This is a genomic window from Actinomyces lilanjuaniae (genome assembly GCF_003606385.1).
Lineage (GTDB): Bacteria > Actinomycetota > Actinomycetes > Actinomycetales > Actinomycetaceae > Actinomyces > Actinomyces lilanjuaniae.
Window position 1 is genome coordinate 1,682,414 of record NZ_CP032514.1, and the last position, 13,762, is coordinate 1,696,175.

At 66.3% G+C, this 13,762-nt stretch carries 10 protein-coding genes; 3 read left to right on the forward strand and 7 right to left on the reverse strand.

Annotation, left to right across the window (positions count from 1 at the left end; genetic code table 11):
- Nucleotides 1–55: 55 nt before the first annotated feature.
- The 5 genes from dnaE to D5R93_RS13240 all read right to left on the reverse strand — a co-directional run bounded on the left by dnaE (nt 56) and on the right by D5R93_RS13240 (nt 7,443).
- Nucleotides 56–3,643 (reverse strand): DNA polymerase III subunit alpha, encoded by a 3,588-nt coding sequence (gene dnaE / locus D5R93_RS07175; protein ID WP_120204539.1) that lies wholly within the window; start codon nt 3,641–3,643, stop codon nt 56–58.
- Nucleotides 3,644–3,821: 178 nt separating this feature from the next.
- Nucleotides 3,822–4,469, reverse strand: a complete 648-nt coding sequence (locus D5R93_RS07180) for a thymidine kinase (protein WP_119835139.1) — start codon at nt 4,467–4,469, stop codon at nt 3,822–3,824.
- Nucleotides 4,470–4,740: 271 nt separating this feature from the next.
- Nucleotides 4,741–6,501 (reverse strand): DNA polymerase Y family protein, encoded by a 1,761-nt coding sequence (locus D5R93_RS07185; RefSeq protein WP_119835140.1) that lies wholly within the window; start codon nt 6,499–6,501, stop codon nt 4,741–4,743.
- Complete coding sequence (locus tag D5R93_RS13235; RefSeq protein ID WP_162933869.1) at nt 6,498–6,809, reverse strand: hypothetical protein; 312 nt, start codon at nt 6,807–6,809, stop codon at nt 6,498–6,500. Before D5R93_RS13235 ends, D5R93_RS07185 begins: the two co-directional genes overlap by 4 nt.
- Before the next feature lie 193 nt (nt 6,810–7,002).
- Nucleotides 7,003–7,443 (reverse strand): hypothetical protein, encoded by a 441-nt coding sequence (locus D5R93_RS13240; RefSeq protein WP_162933870.1) that lies wholly within the window; start codon nt 7,441–7,443, stop codon nt 7,003–7,005.
- 259 nt (nt 7,444–7,702) lie between these two features.
- On the opposite strand from D5R93_RS13240, the gene D5R93_RS07195 reads away from it, so the two are divergent.
- From D5R93_RS07195 to D5R93_RS07210, 3 genes are all read left to right on the forward strand, one after another.
- Nucleotides 7,703–8,290 (forward strand): YbhB/YbcL family Raf kinase inhibitor-like protein, encoded by a 588-nt coding sequence (locus D5R93_RS07195; protein ID WP_120205903.1) that lies wholly within the window; start codon nt 7,703–7,705, stop codon nt 8,288–8,290.
- Nucleotides 8,287–9,138 (forward strand): SDR family oxidoreductase, encoded by an 852-nt coding sequence (locus tag D5R93_RS07200; protein ID WP_120204543.1) that lies wholly within the window; start codon nt 8,287–8,289, stop codon nt 9,136–9,138. The genes D5R93_RS07195 and D5R93_RS07200 overlap by 4 nt, the downstream gene beginning before the upstream one ends.
- A gap of 1,264 nt (nt 9,139–10,402) precedes the next feature.
- Nucleotides 10,403–11,590, forward strand: a complete 1,188-nt coding sequence (locus tag D5R93_RS07210; protein ID WP_120204546.1) for an MFS transporter — start codon at nt 10,403–10,405, stop codon at nt 11,588–11,590.
- A gap of 147 nt (nt 11,591–11,737) precedes the next feature.
- Here the strand turns inward: D5R93_RS07210 and D5R93_RS13245 are convergent, their stop codons facing one another.
- Together D5R93_RS13245 and D5R93_RS14045 are read right to left on the reverse strand one after the other, a co-directional pair.
- The gene (locus D5R93_RS13245; RefSeq protein WP_162933871.1) at nt 11,738–12,514 is read right to left on the reverse strand and encodes a DUF5944 family protein; all 777 of its coding nucleotides are present in this window, start codon (nt 12,512–12,514) and stop codon (nt 11,738–11,740) included.
- 17 nt (nt 12,515–12,531) lie between these two features.
- Nucleotides 12,532–13,689 carry a YcaO-like family protein gene (locus tag D5R93_RS14045; RefSeq protein ID WP_120205906.1) on the reverse strand — a complete coding sequence of 386 codons (1,158 nt, stop codon included), beginning with the start codon at nt 13,687–13,689 and terminating at the stop codon, nt 12,532–12,534.
- Between the last annotated feature and the right edge of the window lie 73 nt (nt 13,690–13,762).

A 13,762-nucleotide genomic window follows, 5' to 3' on the forward strand; every position in this document is an offset into this window, starting at 1 on the left:
TCACCGTGTGCCGTCACACCGGCCACACTGACCCAACCAACCTGGCCAAGCACACCTAGCGCCAGTCCCGGCTGCCTGTGGAGACGACACCGGGCAGGGCGTCCAGGCGCTCGGCAACCAGGGACACCGCGCCGTCAGCTCGCTCCACCAGCCCCCGGACAACCAGCGCGGCAGCCCGTCGTCCTACGTCCTGGTAGCGTCGCCACACGCCTGCAGGGCACACGACGTTGAGCAGCCCGGTCTCGTCCTCCAGGCTGAGGAAGACCACACCGGTAGCGGTACGCGGGTGCTGCCGGTGGGTGACCACCCCCGCCGCCCTCACCCGCTTCCCCGGCTCCTGGCTAGCGGCCTCCGCGAGGGTCAGGACACCGGCCTGGCCCAGCCGGGACCGTACGAGCACGGTCGGGTAGCCCCGGGGTGACACCCCGCTCAGCCTGATGTCCGCCGCCTGGCGCTCAGGCTCACCCATGACCGGCAGCGCAGGTGCCTTGACAGCGACAGCGGTGCCGGGCAGGGGCGGCTGAAACCACCTGTCCCCCTCCTTCGCAGCCCGGTGCAGGCGCCCCGACGCCAGGGGGCCTGCCGCCCACAGGGCCTCGCGACGGTGTGTACCGAGACCGGACAAGGCGCCGCAGGCCGCCAGAGTCTCCAGGTGCCGACGTCCTAGGCGCACACGCTGAGCCAGGTCCTCCACGTCCCTGTAGGGACCCGCCTCCAGGCGCTGGGAGACGATCTCCTGCGCGACACCGCCTCCCAGCCCCCTGAGGGAGGCCAGCCCAAGGCGCACGCCCAGGTCCCCGTGGACGTCCAGGAAGGTCAGGGCGTGCGGCGAGGGGCTGACAGGCCCCCAGGGATCGGCTCCGTCCTCACCAGCAGGACCCCCGCCGCAGGAGCCAGGGGCACCCGGCGCAGGACGCTGCTCCACGGTGGCCAGGACAGCCGAGGCATTGACGTCGGTCGGCAGGACCCGCACCCCGTGGCGACGCGCGTCGGCCACGAGTGACTGCGGTGACCAGAACCCCATGGGCTGGGCTGCCAGGACCCCGGCGTAGAAGTCCTCGGGCCTGCGGACCTTGAGCCAGGCTGAGGCGTAGACCAGGTAGGCGAAGGAGAAGGCGTGGGACTCAGGGAACCCGAAGTCGGCGAAGGCGCGCAGCTGGTCGAAGACGGTCTCAGCCGTGGGGGTGTCGATACCGTGGGCCTCCATACCCGCGACGAAGCGGTCGTGCAGGGCCTCCATCCGCTCTGTCGACCTCTTGGAGCCCATGGCCTGACGCAGGGTGTCCGCCTCGGCAGGGGTAAAGCCGGCGGCGTCAACGGCAATCTGCATCAGCTGCTCCTGGAAGAGGGGGACGCCCAGGGTCCTGGCCAGGGCGGGTCTGAGCACCTCGTGGAGGTAGGTGACCGGCTCGTGGCCGAGCCTGCGGCGGATGTAGGGGCTGACGGCGTCACCCTGGATAGGGCCGGGGCGTATGAGGGCCACCTCCACGACGATGTCGTAGAAGGTCGAGGGTCGCAGACGCGGCAGAGTGGCCATCTGGGCACGCGACTCCACCTGGAAGACCCCGACGGTGTCTGCCGCGCTGAGCAGCCGATAGACGGCAGGGTCGTCCTCCGGCAGAGTGTGCAGACTCCACGCCTGCCCGGCCTGTGACGGGCGTGTCCTGCCCCCGGTACTGACACCACCGCTGGCTGAGGGGGCGCAGTCGGCGGAGCCCCTGGCGCCAGCCGTGACTGCGGGCACCGCACCAGCCACGGCCCCCTGGTCGGCAGGGGTCTCGGGGACGGTCTCACCCCGCTGGGACAGCGAGGTGAAGGACAGCCGCAGGGCGGTCAGCTCCCCCAGCCCCAGGAGGTCGAGCTTGACCAGGCCGGCTGCGGCACAGTCGTCCTTGTCCCACTGCAGGACACTGCGGTTCTCCTTGGCCGCCCAGCGCACCGGGCAGACCTGCGTAACCGGGCGGTCGCACAGGACCATCCCCCCGGGATGGACGCCCAGGTGCCGGGGCAGGCGCAGCAGCCGCCCCGCCACCTCCAGGACCTGGGCGGGGACCGTCTCACCAGACGACTGCACCGACGTCGGGCCGGGCTCCTTCCGTAGAGCCGCTGACCACCGCGAGGCAGCGCCGGGGGCAGCCGCCCCCAGCCAGGTACCCGCCTGGCTGGCCCAGGCGTCCTGCACCCCGGGCGGGTAGCCCAGTGCCCGGGCCGCGTCACGCACCGCCGAGCGGGGCCGGTAGGAGATGACGTTGGCGACCTGGGCAGCGTAGTCGCGCCCGTAGCGGGTGTAGACGTGCTGGATGACCTCCTCCCGGCGACAGGCCTCGATATCCAGGTCAATGTCTGGGTACCCGCTGCGCCCCGGGGACAGGAAGCGCTCGAAGAGCATGCGGTGACGCACGGCGTCGACAGCCGTGATCCCCAGCGCGTAGCAGACCGCGGAGTTCGCCGCCGAGCCCCGCCCCTGGCACAGGATCCCCTGCCGCTCACAGAAGTCGACGACCGAGCGCACGATGAGGAAGTACCCAGGGAAGCCGCGCTGCTCGATGACAGCGAGCTCGTGCTCCAGGACCTGCCAGGCTCGCGGGTCCTCCTCGGGGGTGCCGTAGCGGCTGGTCGCACCGCGGCGGGTGAGCTCACGCAGCCAGGTGGCGGGCGTGTGGCCGTGGGGGACCTCGGGAGAGGGCAGGTCCGGGGCGATCAGGGACAGGTCGAAGGCGATCTCGGCTCCGATCTGCGCCGCAGCCTCCACCGCCGCCGGAAGGCGGCGGTGGAGGCGGACCATGTCCTGCGCCCCACGCAGCCAGCGTCCAGTGGCGGGCAGGTACCCGCGAGCGCCTTCCAGGTCGGTCGCCAAGCGGGTCGCCGTCAGGACGTCAGCCACGGGGGCGTCGCCGGGGCGGGCGCAGCGTACCGCCCCCGTGGCCACGAGCGGCAGGTGGTGGGCACGGGCCAGTCGGGAGAGCACCTCGGTGAGGGCCGCGTCGCAGGGGCCACCGTCCAGGGCGATCTCGACAGCCAGGCCGGCACAGGCGCTGGCCTGGGGGGTGCCCGCTGCCGTTCCCACCATGTCCCGGTCCTGGTAGCGAGGACGGTCGGGGTCGGCAAAGAGCTCGACGAGGCGTCCCAGGCAGGAATCCGCCGCCGCTAGGTCCCAGTCCTGCGGGCGACGGGGATCGCCTAGCGCCCGTCGCAGAGGGCCGTTGGCGGTGCCGGTGAGGACCAGGCAGGCAGGAGCGGACGTCGGGGTCCCGGTGCCGAGGCTACCGCCGCCGGTACTGCAGCCGTGCAGGGCCTGGGCCAGGACGAGCAGGTCGTGGGCGGGCTCAGCGCGGTGCCCGGTACCCAGGTTGTGCCGGGATATGGCGGACACGAGGCGCCGATACCCCTCAGGGCCACGGGCTAGAACGGGAAGGTGGGAGCCGTCGGCCACAGTGAGCTCGGCGCCGTGGGCCGTCGGCAGCCCCAGGGACCGACCAGCCTGGGCGTGCCTGACGATGCCGGGGACGCCGTCGTGGTCGGTCAGGGCCAGCGCCTCCAGCCCCAGGTCCATGGCTGCCTGGACCAGGTCCTCGGGCTCGTTGGCGCCGTCAAGGAAGGAGTAGGCGGAGTGGGCGTGCAGCTCTGCGTAGCGGTGAGTCACGAGCCAGGTCCCGGAAGGCCGGTAGCGGGGACGGTGACGTAGGAAGCCACAGGATCGGTACGGTCGGCAGCGCGGGGAACGCGCCCCTCACAGCGCTCCAGGCAATCGAACATGTGTCCATACTAGTGGCGCTGACGACGCTAGCGGCACCAACGACAGGCTCGGCCCTGGCAGCCCCTCACTGCTCCGACAGAGTACCTCCGGCCGCGAGGTAGCACTTGCCGCACAGGGACTCGTAGGTGACGTCGCCAGCCTCCCCGGAGTCAATGACGACCTGGTCCCCGTCGAAGACGAACCCTCCCCCCTCGCCGCCGGGCCCACCTCCAGCCCTGCGGGCGTTGAAGACCGCCTTGCGGCCGCAGCGGCAGATCGTCTTGAGCTCCTCCAGGGAATGGGCGATCTCAAGCAGGCGACGTGACCCAGGAAAGCTGCGGGTCCGGAAGTCGGAGCGGATGCCGTAGGCCAGGACGGGGACGTCGTCGAGGAGGACGAGCTCCATGAGCTGGTCCACCTGGGAGGGCGTGAGGAACTGGGCCTCGTCCACCAGGACGCAGTCCAGGACGTGGCGCAGCGGGGTCCCGGCCTCGTGGTCAGCCAGGGCACGGCGCAGCACCAGGGCGCGCAGGTCGTCCTCGTCCTGCACCAGAAGATCCACCTCGCGGGACACACCCAGGCGGGAGACCACGGCACTCCTTCCCCTGGTGTCCACGACGGCCTTGACGACCAGGACGGTCTGCCCGCGCTCCTCGTAGTTATGGGCGGTCTGGAGCAGGCTGGTGGTCTTGCCGGAGTTCATGGCGCCGTAGCGGAAGTAGAGCTTGGCCACGCGGTTCCTCCTCCTGGTCGGCGTACCGGCCCGTGGACCTGTCGGCGTGCTGGCACCCTCCAGGTACGGCAGCCACGGCTGTCGCCTGCCCGGGACGTTCTTGCCCGGGACGTTCTTGCCCGGGACGTCCCGGTGCGGCGTGACTACGGTACACGCTGCCACGCACGCTGCTGTCAGCGTCCGGGGACTGGGAGATCGCAAGCGGCAGAAGCCGGTGGGCAGGAGCAGGGGGTCAGGGCAAGACCGCCTGAGGTGTTGCAGGAGCAGCAGGTCAGGAGTAGACGGCGTCAAGCCACCACTGCCCTGCGCGCACGAGCAGCAGGGGCGGTCCCAGCTCGGGGACCACCTGGAGGTAGGCGCGCCGTGAGGCGCCCCCAGGCCTCCACCACGCCTCGCTGACGGGCCAGGGTCCGGCCCAGGAGCGGACACGCAGCCGGTGGGGCGAGCACGCCCCGGGAACACACCCGAGGCAGGCCCGCCGGTCCCGCAGGCAGACCGCCTCCGGGCAGGAGACCTCCAGGTGGGCGGGGGTACCAAGCAGCTGCCCCTGGACGTCAACGTCCAGGTCCTCGCCTAAGGCGCTGCCAAGTCGTACGGGACAGGGCCGGGGCAGGACCACGGAGGGAGAGGGCTCTGGGAGCATCCCAGCCCACGGGACGCTTGTCCGTCCCTCCTGCGACCGAGGAAGGCCCTGGGCAGGGCCGGTACGCCCACGCTCCTGCCCCTCCTGCTCCCCCCAGGTGACGCAGCGCGCCCGCGAGCGCGGGTCCCACCCGGGGACGACCTGAGGCACCTGGACGCTACCTGCACCCAGGAGGGACTCCAGACGGCTCGCTGCGCGGTGCGCCCGCCTGGCTGACTGGTCACCGGCGCCCCGCCACAGGCCTGTCTGGGCTGCCCCGGCGGGAAAGAGCCCGAGGGCGACCAGACGCAGACGCTCCAGGGCCGAGGCGGGCGGGCGCCCAGATCGGCCTGCCAGCCAGCCCTCCAGCTGCCAGCGCACACGGTCGGTGACCTCGGCGGCCGTGGGAGTGGTCTCCAGCATCCAGCAGCGGCACAGACCGGTCCCGTCCTGGCATGACGCCTCCACCAGGAGACGGTCGGCAGCCAGGCCTAGGGAGACGAGCCTGGAGACCAGCTCCTCAGCCAGGTTCCGGGCTGCAAAGGCAGCGGTGTCGGCACGCTGCGCAGGTGGGTCCAGGACGGCCTCCACGCTCACGTCCCTGGCGGGCCGGGTGACGCGCGGCACCTCGTGCTCGGTGCCGCAGGCCAGCCGGTGGAGCCTAGCGCCCGTCGGCCCGAACCGGGCCGCGAGATCGGCGTGGGGCAGGCGCGCCAGGTCGCCCAGGGTGTACAGGCCCAGGCGTCCGAGGACCTCCACCAGCTCGCGGCCCTCGGCCCTCAGACGGGGGGTGGTCAGGCAGGCCAGGAGCGACTCCAGCGGCCAGGGCGCGAGGAAGTCAGGAGTATCCCCGGGCTCGACCAGGACCCCCTGGCGGGCGGCGAGGACCGCTCCGGCCAGGGAGCCGGCAACGCCGACCTGGCATTCGACGTCAGCCTCCTGTGCCACGGCCTCGACCAGAGCCGAGGCCAGCGGATCCTCTCCCCCGGCCCACCGTGCTGGGCCGCGGGCGGGGCACAGTGCCAGGCCCGGGCGGGCGACGATCGGGTCCGCCAGGATCGCGCTGACCGCGTCCATGACGAGCTCGAAGCCGCGGGCCTCACGCTCTGCCTGGGGCGGCAGGATGAGGAGCCCAGGACAGGTGGCCCGGGCCAGGCGCGTCCTCATGCCGACGGTGACCCCGGCAGCACGGGCTGGTGCCGAGGCGGCCAGGACCCGGGCAGCGGCGACGGCCACAGGCGACAGGGCCGGGTCCACATCAGCGCGGCTCTCCCGGAGTCGGGCGCCCCGAGGGGACGAGCCGCTTGCACGACGCTGCTCACGGGCCTCCAGGGTCAGGGCCACCACGGGCCAGTCAGGCACCCACAGGGCCAGGAGGCGTCTTTCCGGCACGGCTCCCGAGGCGCTCATCCTGCGCCCCGCAAGGGCGCGGGAGGCGCGGGAGAGGCAGAGGCGGTGGCCACCGGGTCGGGCTCACCCACGCCCAGCCCGTGCGGACCGTGGGTGAGCACCGTGCCGCCCAGGCCTCGGTCCGGGTCGCTCAGGCTCCAGCCCAGGGCTCGCAGGTATCCGCCCGGCATCTCTACCGCCCCCCGGCGGGTGGAGGGCGCGGCGGGAGGCGCGGTCGGCACCGCCTGAGGGTGCAGGGGGACGACGACGCCCCTGCCGTGCGCCTCCTCACACGGGTCATGACCCGCGCTACCGTCCACCTCACGCACGTCACTGCGCACCTCGTCAGGTAAGCCCAGGCCGGCCGCCCGGGAGCGGCCTCGTCAAGGCGGGACCGCTCGCAGACCAGGGTCCGGGCACCCTGCCAGGGCAGAGGAGTGAGGATCAGGGTGCCACGCTCCCGTGCCCGTACGAGCAGGCGCCTGCGGCTGCTGGTAGCCAGGCACCCTGCCGCCTGGGAGGTCAGGAGGAGGACATCGACCCCGTCGACCAGGACTCCCGCGGCAGCCAGGACGCCATCGTGCCCCAGGCCGTCGGCAGGGACGCTGAGGACCCGGGACAGGTCAAGGCCGAGCTCGGCAGCGGCGCACCAGCCCACCCCTCCCCTCCCAGAACCCCGCACCAGCCGTAGACGCCCTGGCGCAGCGCCGCAGCGGCCAGGAGGACCGCGGCGGACCCTCCAGGTGCAGGGCCCCGGCAGGGCAGGACCCCAGGTAGTCCAGAGCCCGGAGCGTCCCGAGGACCACCGGGTGCCGATGGCCCGTTGGAACCCGTGCGCACCGTCGTGGTGGTCGTGGTGGCGCAGCCCGGTGGTCTCCTCCGCCCGCCTGAGGGCCAGACGCGCCGCAGCCAGCCGCGCGCCCTGTCCCCGAGGGGCTCACCACTACCGCAGACTCCAGTCATGTACTCCTCCCTAGACGGACCAGACACGGCTCGAACAGATGTTCGACCGTGAGGCCCAGGGTACCTCCGGGCACCGACACGCTCAGCCTGGTCACGCTCGGCCAGTCGGCCAGCCCCGCCGGCCACTGCGGTGACGTGGCTCCCCCAGCTGCTCTACAGTGGGAACCACACGGCTGTCGTTGTCTCACCCGGACACCAACCGACCTCACCCGGATCTCAGGAACCGGACCGCAAGCCAGACATCCGCGCACCGCACCCTCTGGAGGCACACCGTGGCAACCAACCTCACCCGCCACGACCGCCCGCGCCCTACGACTTCCTGCCCCGTGTCCCCGCCTTCACCCTGGTCTCCCCGGACGTGACTGAGGGTGAACGCGTCCCCGACAGATTCACGGGCCTCCACGACAACATCTCCCCCGCGCTGAGCTGGTCGGGCTTTCCCGAGCAGACCCGCTCCTTCGTCGTGTCCTGCTTCGACCCTGACGCGCCCACCCCGGCCGGGTGGTGGCACTGGACCGTGGTGGACCTGGACGTGTCGGTGACCTCGCTGGAGCAGGGGGCGGGCACCAGCGACCTCCACCTGGACGGAGCCGCCTTCCACCTGGCCGGGGACAGCGGGGACCACGCCTGGTTCGGCCCCTACCCCCCGGCCGGGGACGGAGACCACCGCTACGTCTTTGCCGTCTCCGCCCTGGACGTAGACACCCTCGGGCTTGACGACGGGGCCTCCCCCACCGCCGCCGCCTTCACGCTGGCCACCCACTGCCTCGCCCGGGCCACGCTGACCGCTACCTACTCCGTGCCTGGGCAGCCGGGTGCCGCGCCCTTCCTGAAGGAGGCTCAGTGACGCTACCGCCCGGTTCTACCGAGCCGACCCGACCCGGGGGACGCCGCCGTCAGGGCGAGGCCGCCACCCCGGCCTTCGGGTTCTCCACGACGAGCAGCTCCGGACGCCACCAGCGGCGCCCGATAGCCCTGGTGACCGGGGCGACCTCGGGCATCGGCCTGGCTGTGGCCAGGGACCTGGCGCGGGACCACAACCTGGTCCTGGTCGCCCGTACCGCCACCGACCTGGAGGAGCTCGCGGGTGCGCTGGAGGAGGAGTCCGGGGCCGCGGTCCTGGTGTGCCCGGTCGACCTGGCCGACGACACCGCCCTGGCCTACCTGGTCAACCGGATCCAGCTCGACAGCCTCGACGTGCTGGTGCACTGCGCCGGGGTGGAGGCACCGGGAGCGGTCGAGAGGCTCACCCCGGCCCGCTGGCGCTCGGTGCTGGACCTGAACCTGGTGGCAGCCGCGCACCTGACGAGTCTGGTGCTGCCTGCCCTGCGGGCGTCCCGGGGGCTGGTGGTGTTCGTCGGCTCGGGTGCGAGCCTGCACGCCTGGCCGGGCCACTCCCTCTACTGCGCGTCCAAGGCGGGCCTCAAGGCCCTGGCCGACACGCTGCGCGAGGAGGAGCGCGGCCAGGTCCGGGTCACCTCCATCTACCCGGGTCGGGTGGACACTCCGATGCAGGAGCGGCTCCAGGCGCTCAGCGCTGCGCGCAGGCACGCGGAGGGAGGCCGCGCCCCGGCCTACCGTGCCGCTGACCACATGACGCCGCAGTCGGTGGCCTCGGCGGTGCGCCTGGCCGTGAGCACCTCCATGGATGCGGTGGTCGAGGACCTGTCGATCCGCCCCTCTGCCATGCTGTGACGTGCGACGTGCCACACGACGTTGCAGCGTAGCGCAGGAGCCTGACTTGCCGCGACAACGAAGCCCGCAACTACTGACATGGGAACGACCATCTTCGTAGTGGCGTCACTTGTGGGCACTGCACTGCCGCGCACCATATGGCTCTGCTTACTCTTCCCTGCCCTAGATGCTTGGTCAGTTGGGCTTGAAGGGCTCGCCTCAAGTCCGTCAATTTCTGTCAACTCGACCTGCCCAAAACTACGGTGCGCTCAAACGGGATCGTTCAGGCTAGCAAACCCCGCGCAGCCGCTCGACCTTGCTGCCTGTGTGCGGGCGGTAGGGACCGACGCGGCGGCGCCTTGCCCCGGCGGCCTGGAGGACCTGGTTGAAGGCCCTGTTGCCGGTCGTGGCCTCCTGCACGGTCACGCCCGGGGAGGCGAGGAAGGCGCTGGTGCGCTGTCAGGATCCTGCGGCGGTCTGCCTGGTCTCGTCGTCAAGGCCCTCGCAGTCAGACGACCCTGGGGCAGCCGTCCACGGCGTGGTGGAGCCAGCACCAGCCGCGTACGCGCGTACGGGTGCGGCGGGCCTCCTGGTGGCGCGGTCCTGGGTCGGCCCGTGCCCGTCACACGGCCAGGCTTGTTGACAGCGACGTGGACCGGCTGGCCTGGGACGGTCCTCCCCCTGCGCACCGGGGCGGGCACCTGCGTGCGGGCAGGCCGGTGGCCTGGCCTGCATCGGTGAGCCTGGGCATGCGGTAGTGCTTGAGAACCTGCCCCACGGCGAAGGGCGCCAGACCCAGGTGGCAGGGTGGTCCTGTGCGGCCCCACCGGCACGTGTACCTGACCACGATGATCCCTGCTCCCTCCTGCGCGCCAGCCGACTGGGGTCGTGGACCGGCCGGCTGGCACGGCCGGTCCACGACCGGCCCACCCGCCAGCGGCTAGCCCAGCAGGCGCTACAACGTCAAGCACTGAACCCCACAGACAGGCATATGAGATAAGTCACGTCAAAGGGTTGTACTCCGCGCACACATGTGTTACCATTCATGTATCAAGCGCGGGAGCGGTGCATCACCGAGACCTGTGCCGCTCCTTCTGGGCTGGCATGCGTATCGGGAGCGTCCCGCACATCAAAGGCACGTCGCTTCTCACTCCTTGAGGCTAGTAGTCCACAGTGACAATGGCAGTGTTGTCGTCACCCTCGCTGGACCTGCAGAAAGCTCTGCGCATACCTAAAGCCACCCAGGTTCAGACAACTGACACAGATCGATACGGAGTTCCGGTCCATGAACAACCATTCCTCCGTCCCTGAGGTACAAGATACTTCTTCCACCAGCGCACTCATCGTCGGATCAGTAGCCTTATTTACTGATATGCTCGTGGTAGGCCTCGCCGTTCCAGTACTCCCGCTGTTGCCATCAGTGCTGGACGCTGGTCCGGCGGCTACAGGGATTCTGTTCGCCTCTTATGCCATTGCAATGGTTCTGGCAACCTTCGTCGCCGGACGTACCGTTGATCGGTACGGACCAAAGACCCCTCTACTAATCGGCCTCATAGGACTCGCGATTGCTACACTACTCTTCGCCATGGGCGGCCCCTATTTCCTTCTTTTTGTGGCACGGTTCGCCCAGGGGGTAGCGGGAGGAATGTCTTGGGTTGCCTCACTGTCCCTGATTGCAGCTACCACCCCCATGGAGAAACGAGGGCAAGCCATGGGAATTGCGCTGTCAACAATCACGCTCGGCGTTCTCATCGGTCCGATAGTCGCCGGGTTCATGGTAGAGCATTTTAACACCTCCGCGCCCTTCCTACTCGCAGCTGGTGTGGCATTTGCTGACGGGCTGTTACGCATCATCCTAGTCAAAGGGACGCCCCGTGTCACCGATGACACTGGCGGGCCGCTCTCCGTCCTACGGGTTTCCGGATCTACGTCGATCGCGACCACCATCCTCGTCGGGGCAGCAGTCCTGGCAAGTTTAGAGCCAGTTCTTCCCGTCCACCTCAACACCAGCGCGCTTAACATCGGTCTGCTATTCGCCCTCGCCTCGCTTGCAGGAATTGTTGCAAACCCCGCCGTGGGCTATTATGTCGGCAAGGTTTCCTCCCGTCTGCTGACTGCTTCTGGGCTGTTATTCATTACCATCGCCCTCTTTATTGTTGGATTCGCCAATGAACTCTGGCAGACAAGCGTGGGAATGATTTTTCTGGGCCTCTCGTCAGCATTCCTCCTTGCTCCCGCCACCACATTGATTGCCGACCAGGGATACAAAGCAAAGCCATCAACACTTGGCGGATCCTTCGCCCTGTATAATCTAGCTTACGCTAGTGGTTTAGCCATAGGACCATTGCTTACTGGCCTCGGGGTGCAACAGTTGGGATTTAGTATGGCTCTCGTAGTCGCTGCGGTCGTGTTGGCTCTCCTCGGCGGCTTCTCTCTCTCCAGGCTCCCGTCCGGTGTCGCGGCAAACTCCTAGCTGTACTTGCTTGTGAGGTTGTGTACGTGTTGTGCGGGGGTCTTGGTCGCCGGTGCTGGTGTAGGGGCAAGTATATGAGTCCGGTCTCCTCCTTAACAGATATAAACTGAGTTGGCAGCCTTATGGAAGTTGTCAGCGTAACTACGTCTAGCATACACCATCATCCAGCTCAGGTAGAAGAGAAAACGACGTTTGCGCTATAAAGCGTTCTTCGTCATCAACAGCAATTACTACCCAGTCACAATTTACCGCAGCAGAACCGCCAGACAACGGAAGGTCTGCCGTAACTATCGGCGTATCAGGCGAACATAATACAGTTCTGCAAGAAGTAGTCCCTATTGTCTCCCACAATATATGTATAGGTGTCGTGCTACAAAGTTCTTCAAACGAGACACAGAAGCGGGCTACACGATTCCCATCATAATTCTTTTCTTCCCTGAGATAAGCATCCAATACCGGAATTGGTGAGACAAAATCTTGCCTGAAAGAGTAAGGACCTATTCTTCCTTCTCTATCAAAAACAAAAGCGTCGGTGGTAAGAATATAACCTTCGCGATCACACACTGAAACATTGAAATAGTCTTTATTGTAATTTTCATAAAATGGCACCAATAAAACTGTTGTTGCGCGCAAATTATCAGGACTAACGTGGTGAATAATCTCCCTGACTTCCTTGCGTTCTATGAAGAAGAACTTATGAGTAATAACTTGTTCTTCGCGAAGGCGCGAGAACTGTGACATGAACTGCAGGCAGATTCCGCCTTCGATCGTACTTGCTTCCACCTGACAACTTACTGGATAATGTTCAGAAACAATTTGACTTAGAATGTGTTTCTGAGCTGCGGAAGCAATTGAGCATGTGTGAGAAAAGTCGTTACTCGTAATAGTATCCATCGTATTGTGCAATCGAAATGATGGACTCATCGAGATCCTGGCTCCTTTCATGGAAGAGGATGTGGCCACGGGTTATCCGGAACCGTTTCGTAGCCAACTTCGCTTGGCAAGTTACGCAGGCGGTCACTTCCCAGCGGCCGTGCACGATGGGTACCAGAAAGGTGCACAAACCCGGGAACCATGACACGTACAGCACGCACACCTAGCATCTTAACGTCAACTGTAGTCAAATCCACTACGTAGACTTCATGGCCTGTCTTTAAAACTTCCGAAACCAAAAAATCTAGATCTGCATTCACATCAGAGCCAATATCAGTATGAACAGGAAGAGTTGGACGACATGGAATTGTCGACTTCTCTGGATCAATAATGTATCTCGCCTGATTACGTAACTCTGGATACATGCTGTACAGAATAGCGTGGTGATTGAAATCCTCTAAGTTATCAAAATTTTCTCCCGGACTCCAATCCACATATGACGGCATGAGACGTCTAATATATGTTACCCCTTGCGCGGCTTCTAGGAACGACTTCCTGGCGGCTTGCTCATGAGTGGATCGACACGCACATCCAAAAGACATGATAACATTTCCTTCATGATAAGTATCCATTACAGCAGCTATCACCGGAAAGGAAACATCGAGAGTAATATCATATAACTCAACTTTCCAGTCTTTTGATAATCCATGATGAAACTCAGGAAGAGTCAAACTCCCTAAAACAGATGGCAACATCTTCCTGGGAGGAAGTCGATGCATCCACGATATAGCCAACGCATCACGCTCAACAATCTCCTGAAGGCCGCTAAGCACCGCCTGCTCGTAACTAGGACCTACCGCCATTCCAGTAGATATAGACTGAGCGAAAACAGATTCTCCCTCTAGTCTTCTATACGGGAGAAAAACCTGGCACGCAGGAACCCACACGTCCACCTTATCTGACCATCGAACTGCTTTTACCCATCTGATTATAGTATCATTATCAAAGGGAACAAGAGGGAGATTCATCCTTCCAAACTGCTGGTCGGTAAAGAATTTAAATAGAGTCGGATCCACCGCCTCGTCATCAAGACTATTATAACTACTAAGGCGTAAAGAACTTCCATTATATATCCCTGCCGCGTAGCGCTCCAGCGACTCGCCTATGGCGGCAGTCCTGGCTTCCTTGGCTGAGAAACCGGCCCCTCCATTATTAACAGCACGCATGGAACTACGTATGACCCTAGAATCAGAGGATGTGCTTCCACTTAAGTACACAGACGGTCCTATGGTCGGCTCA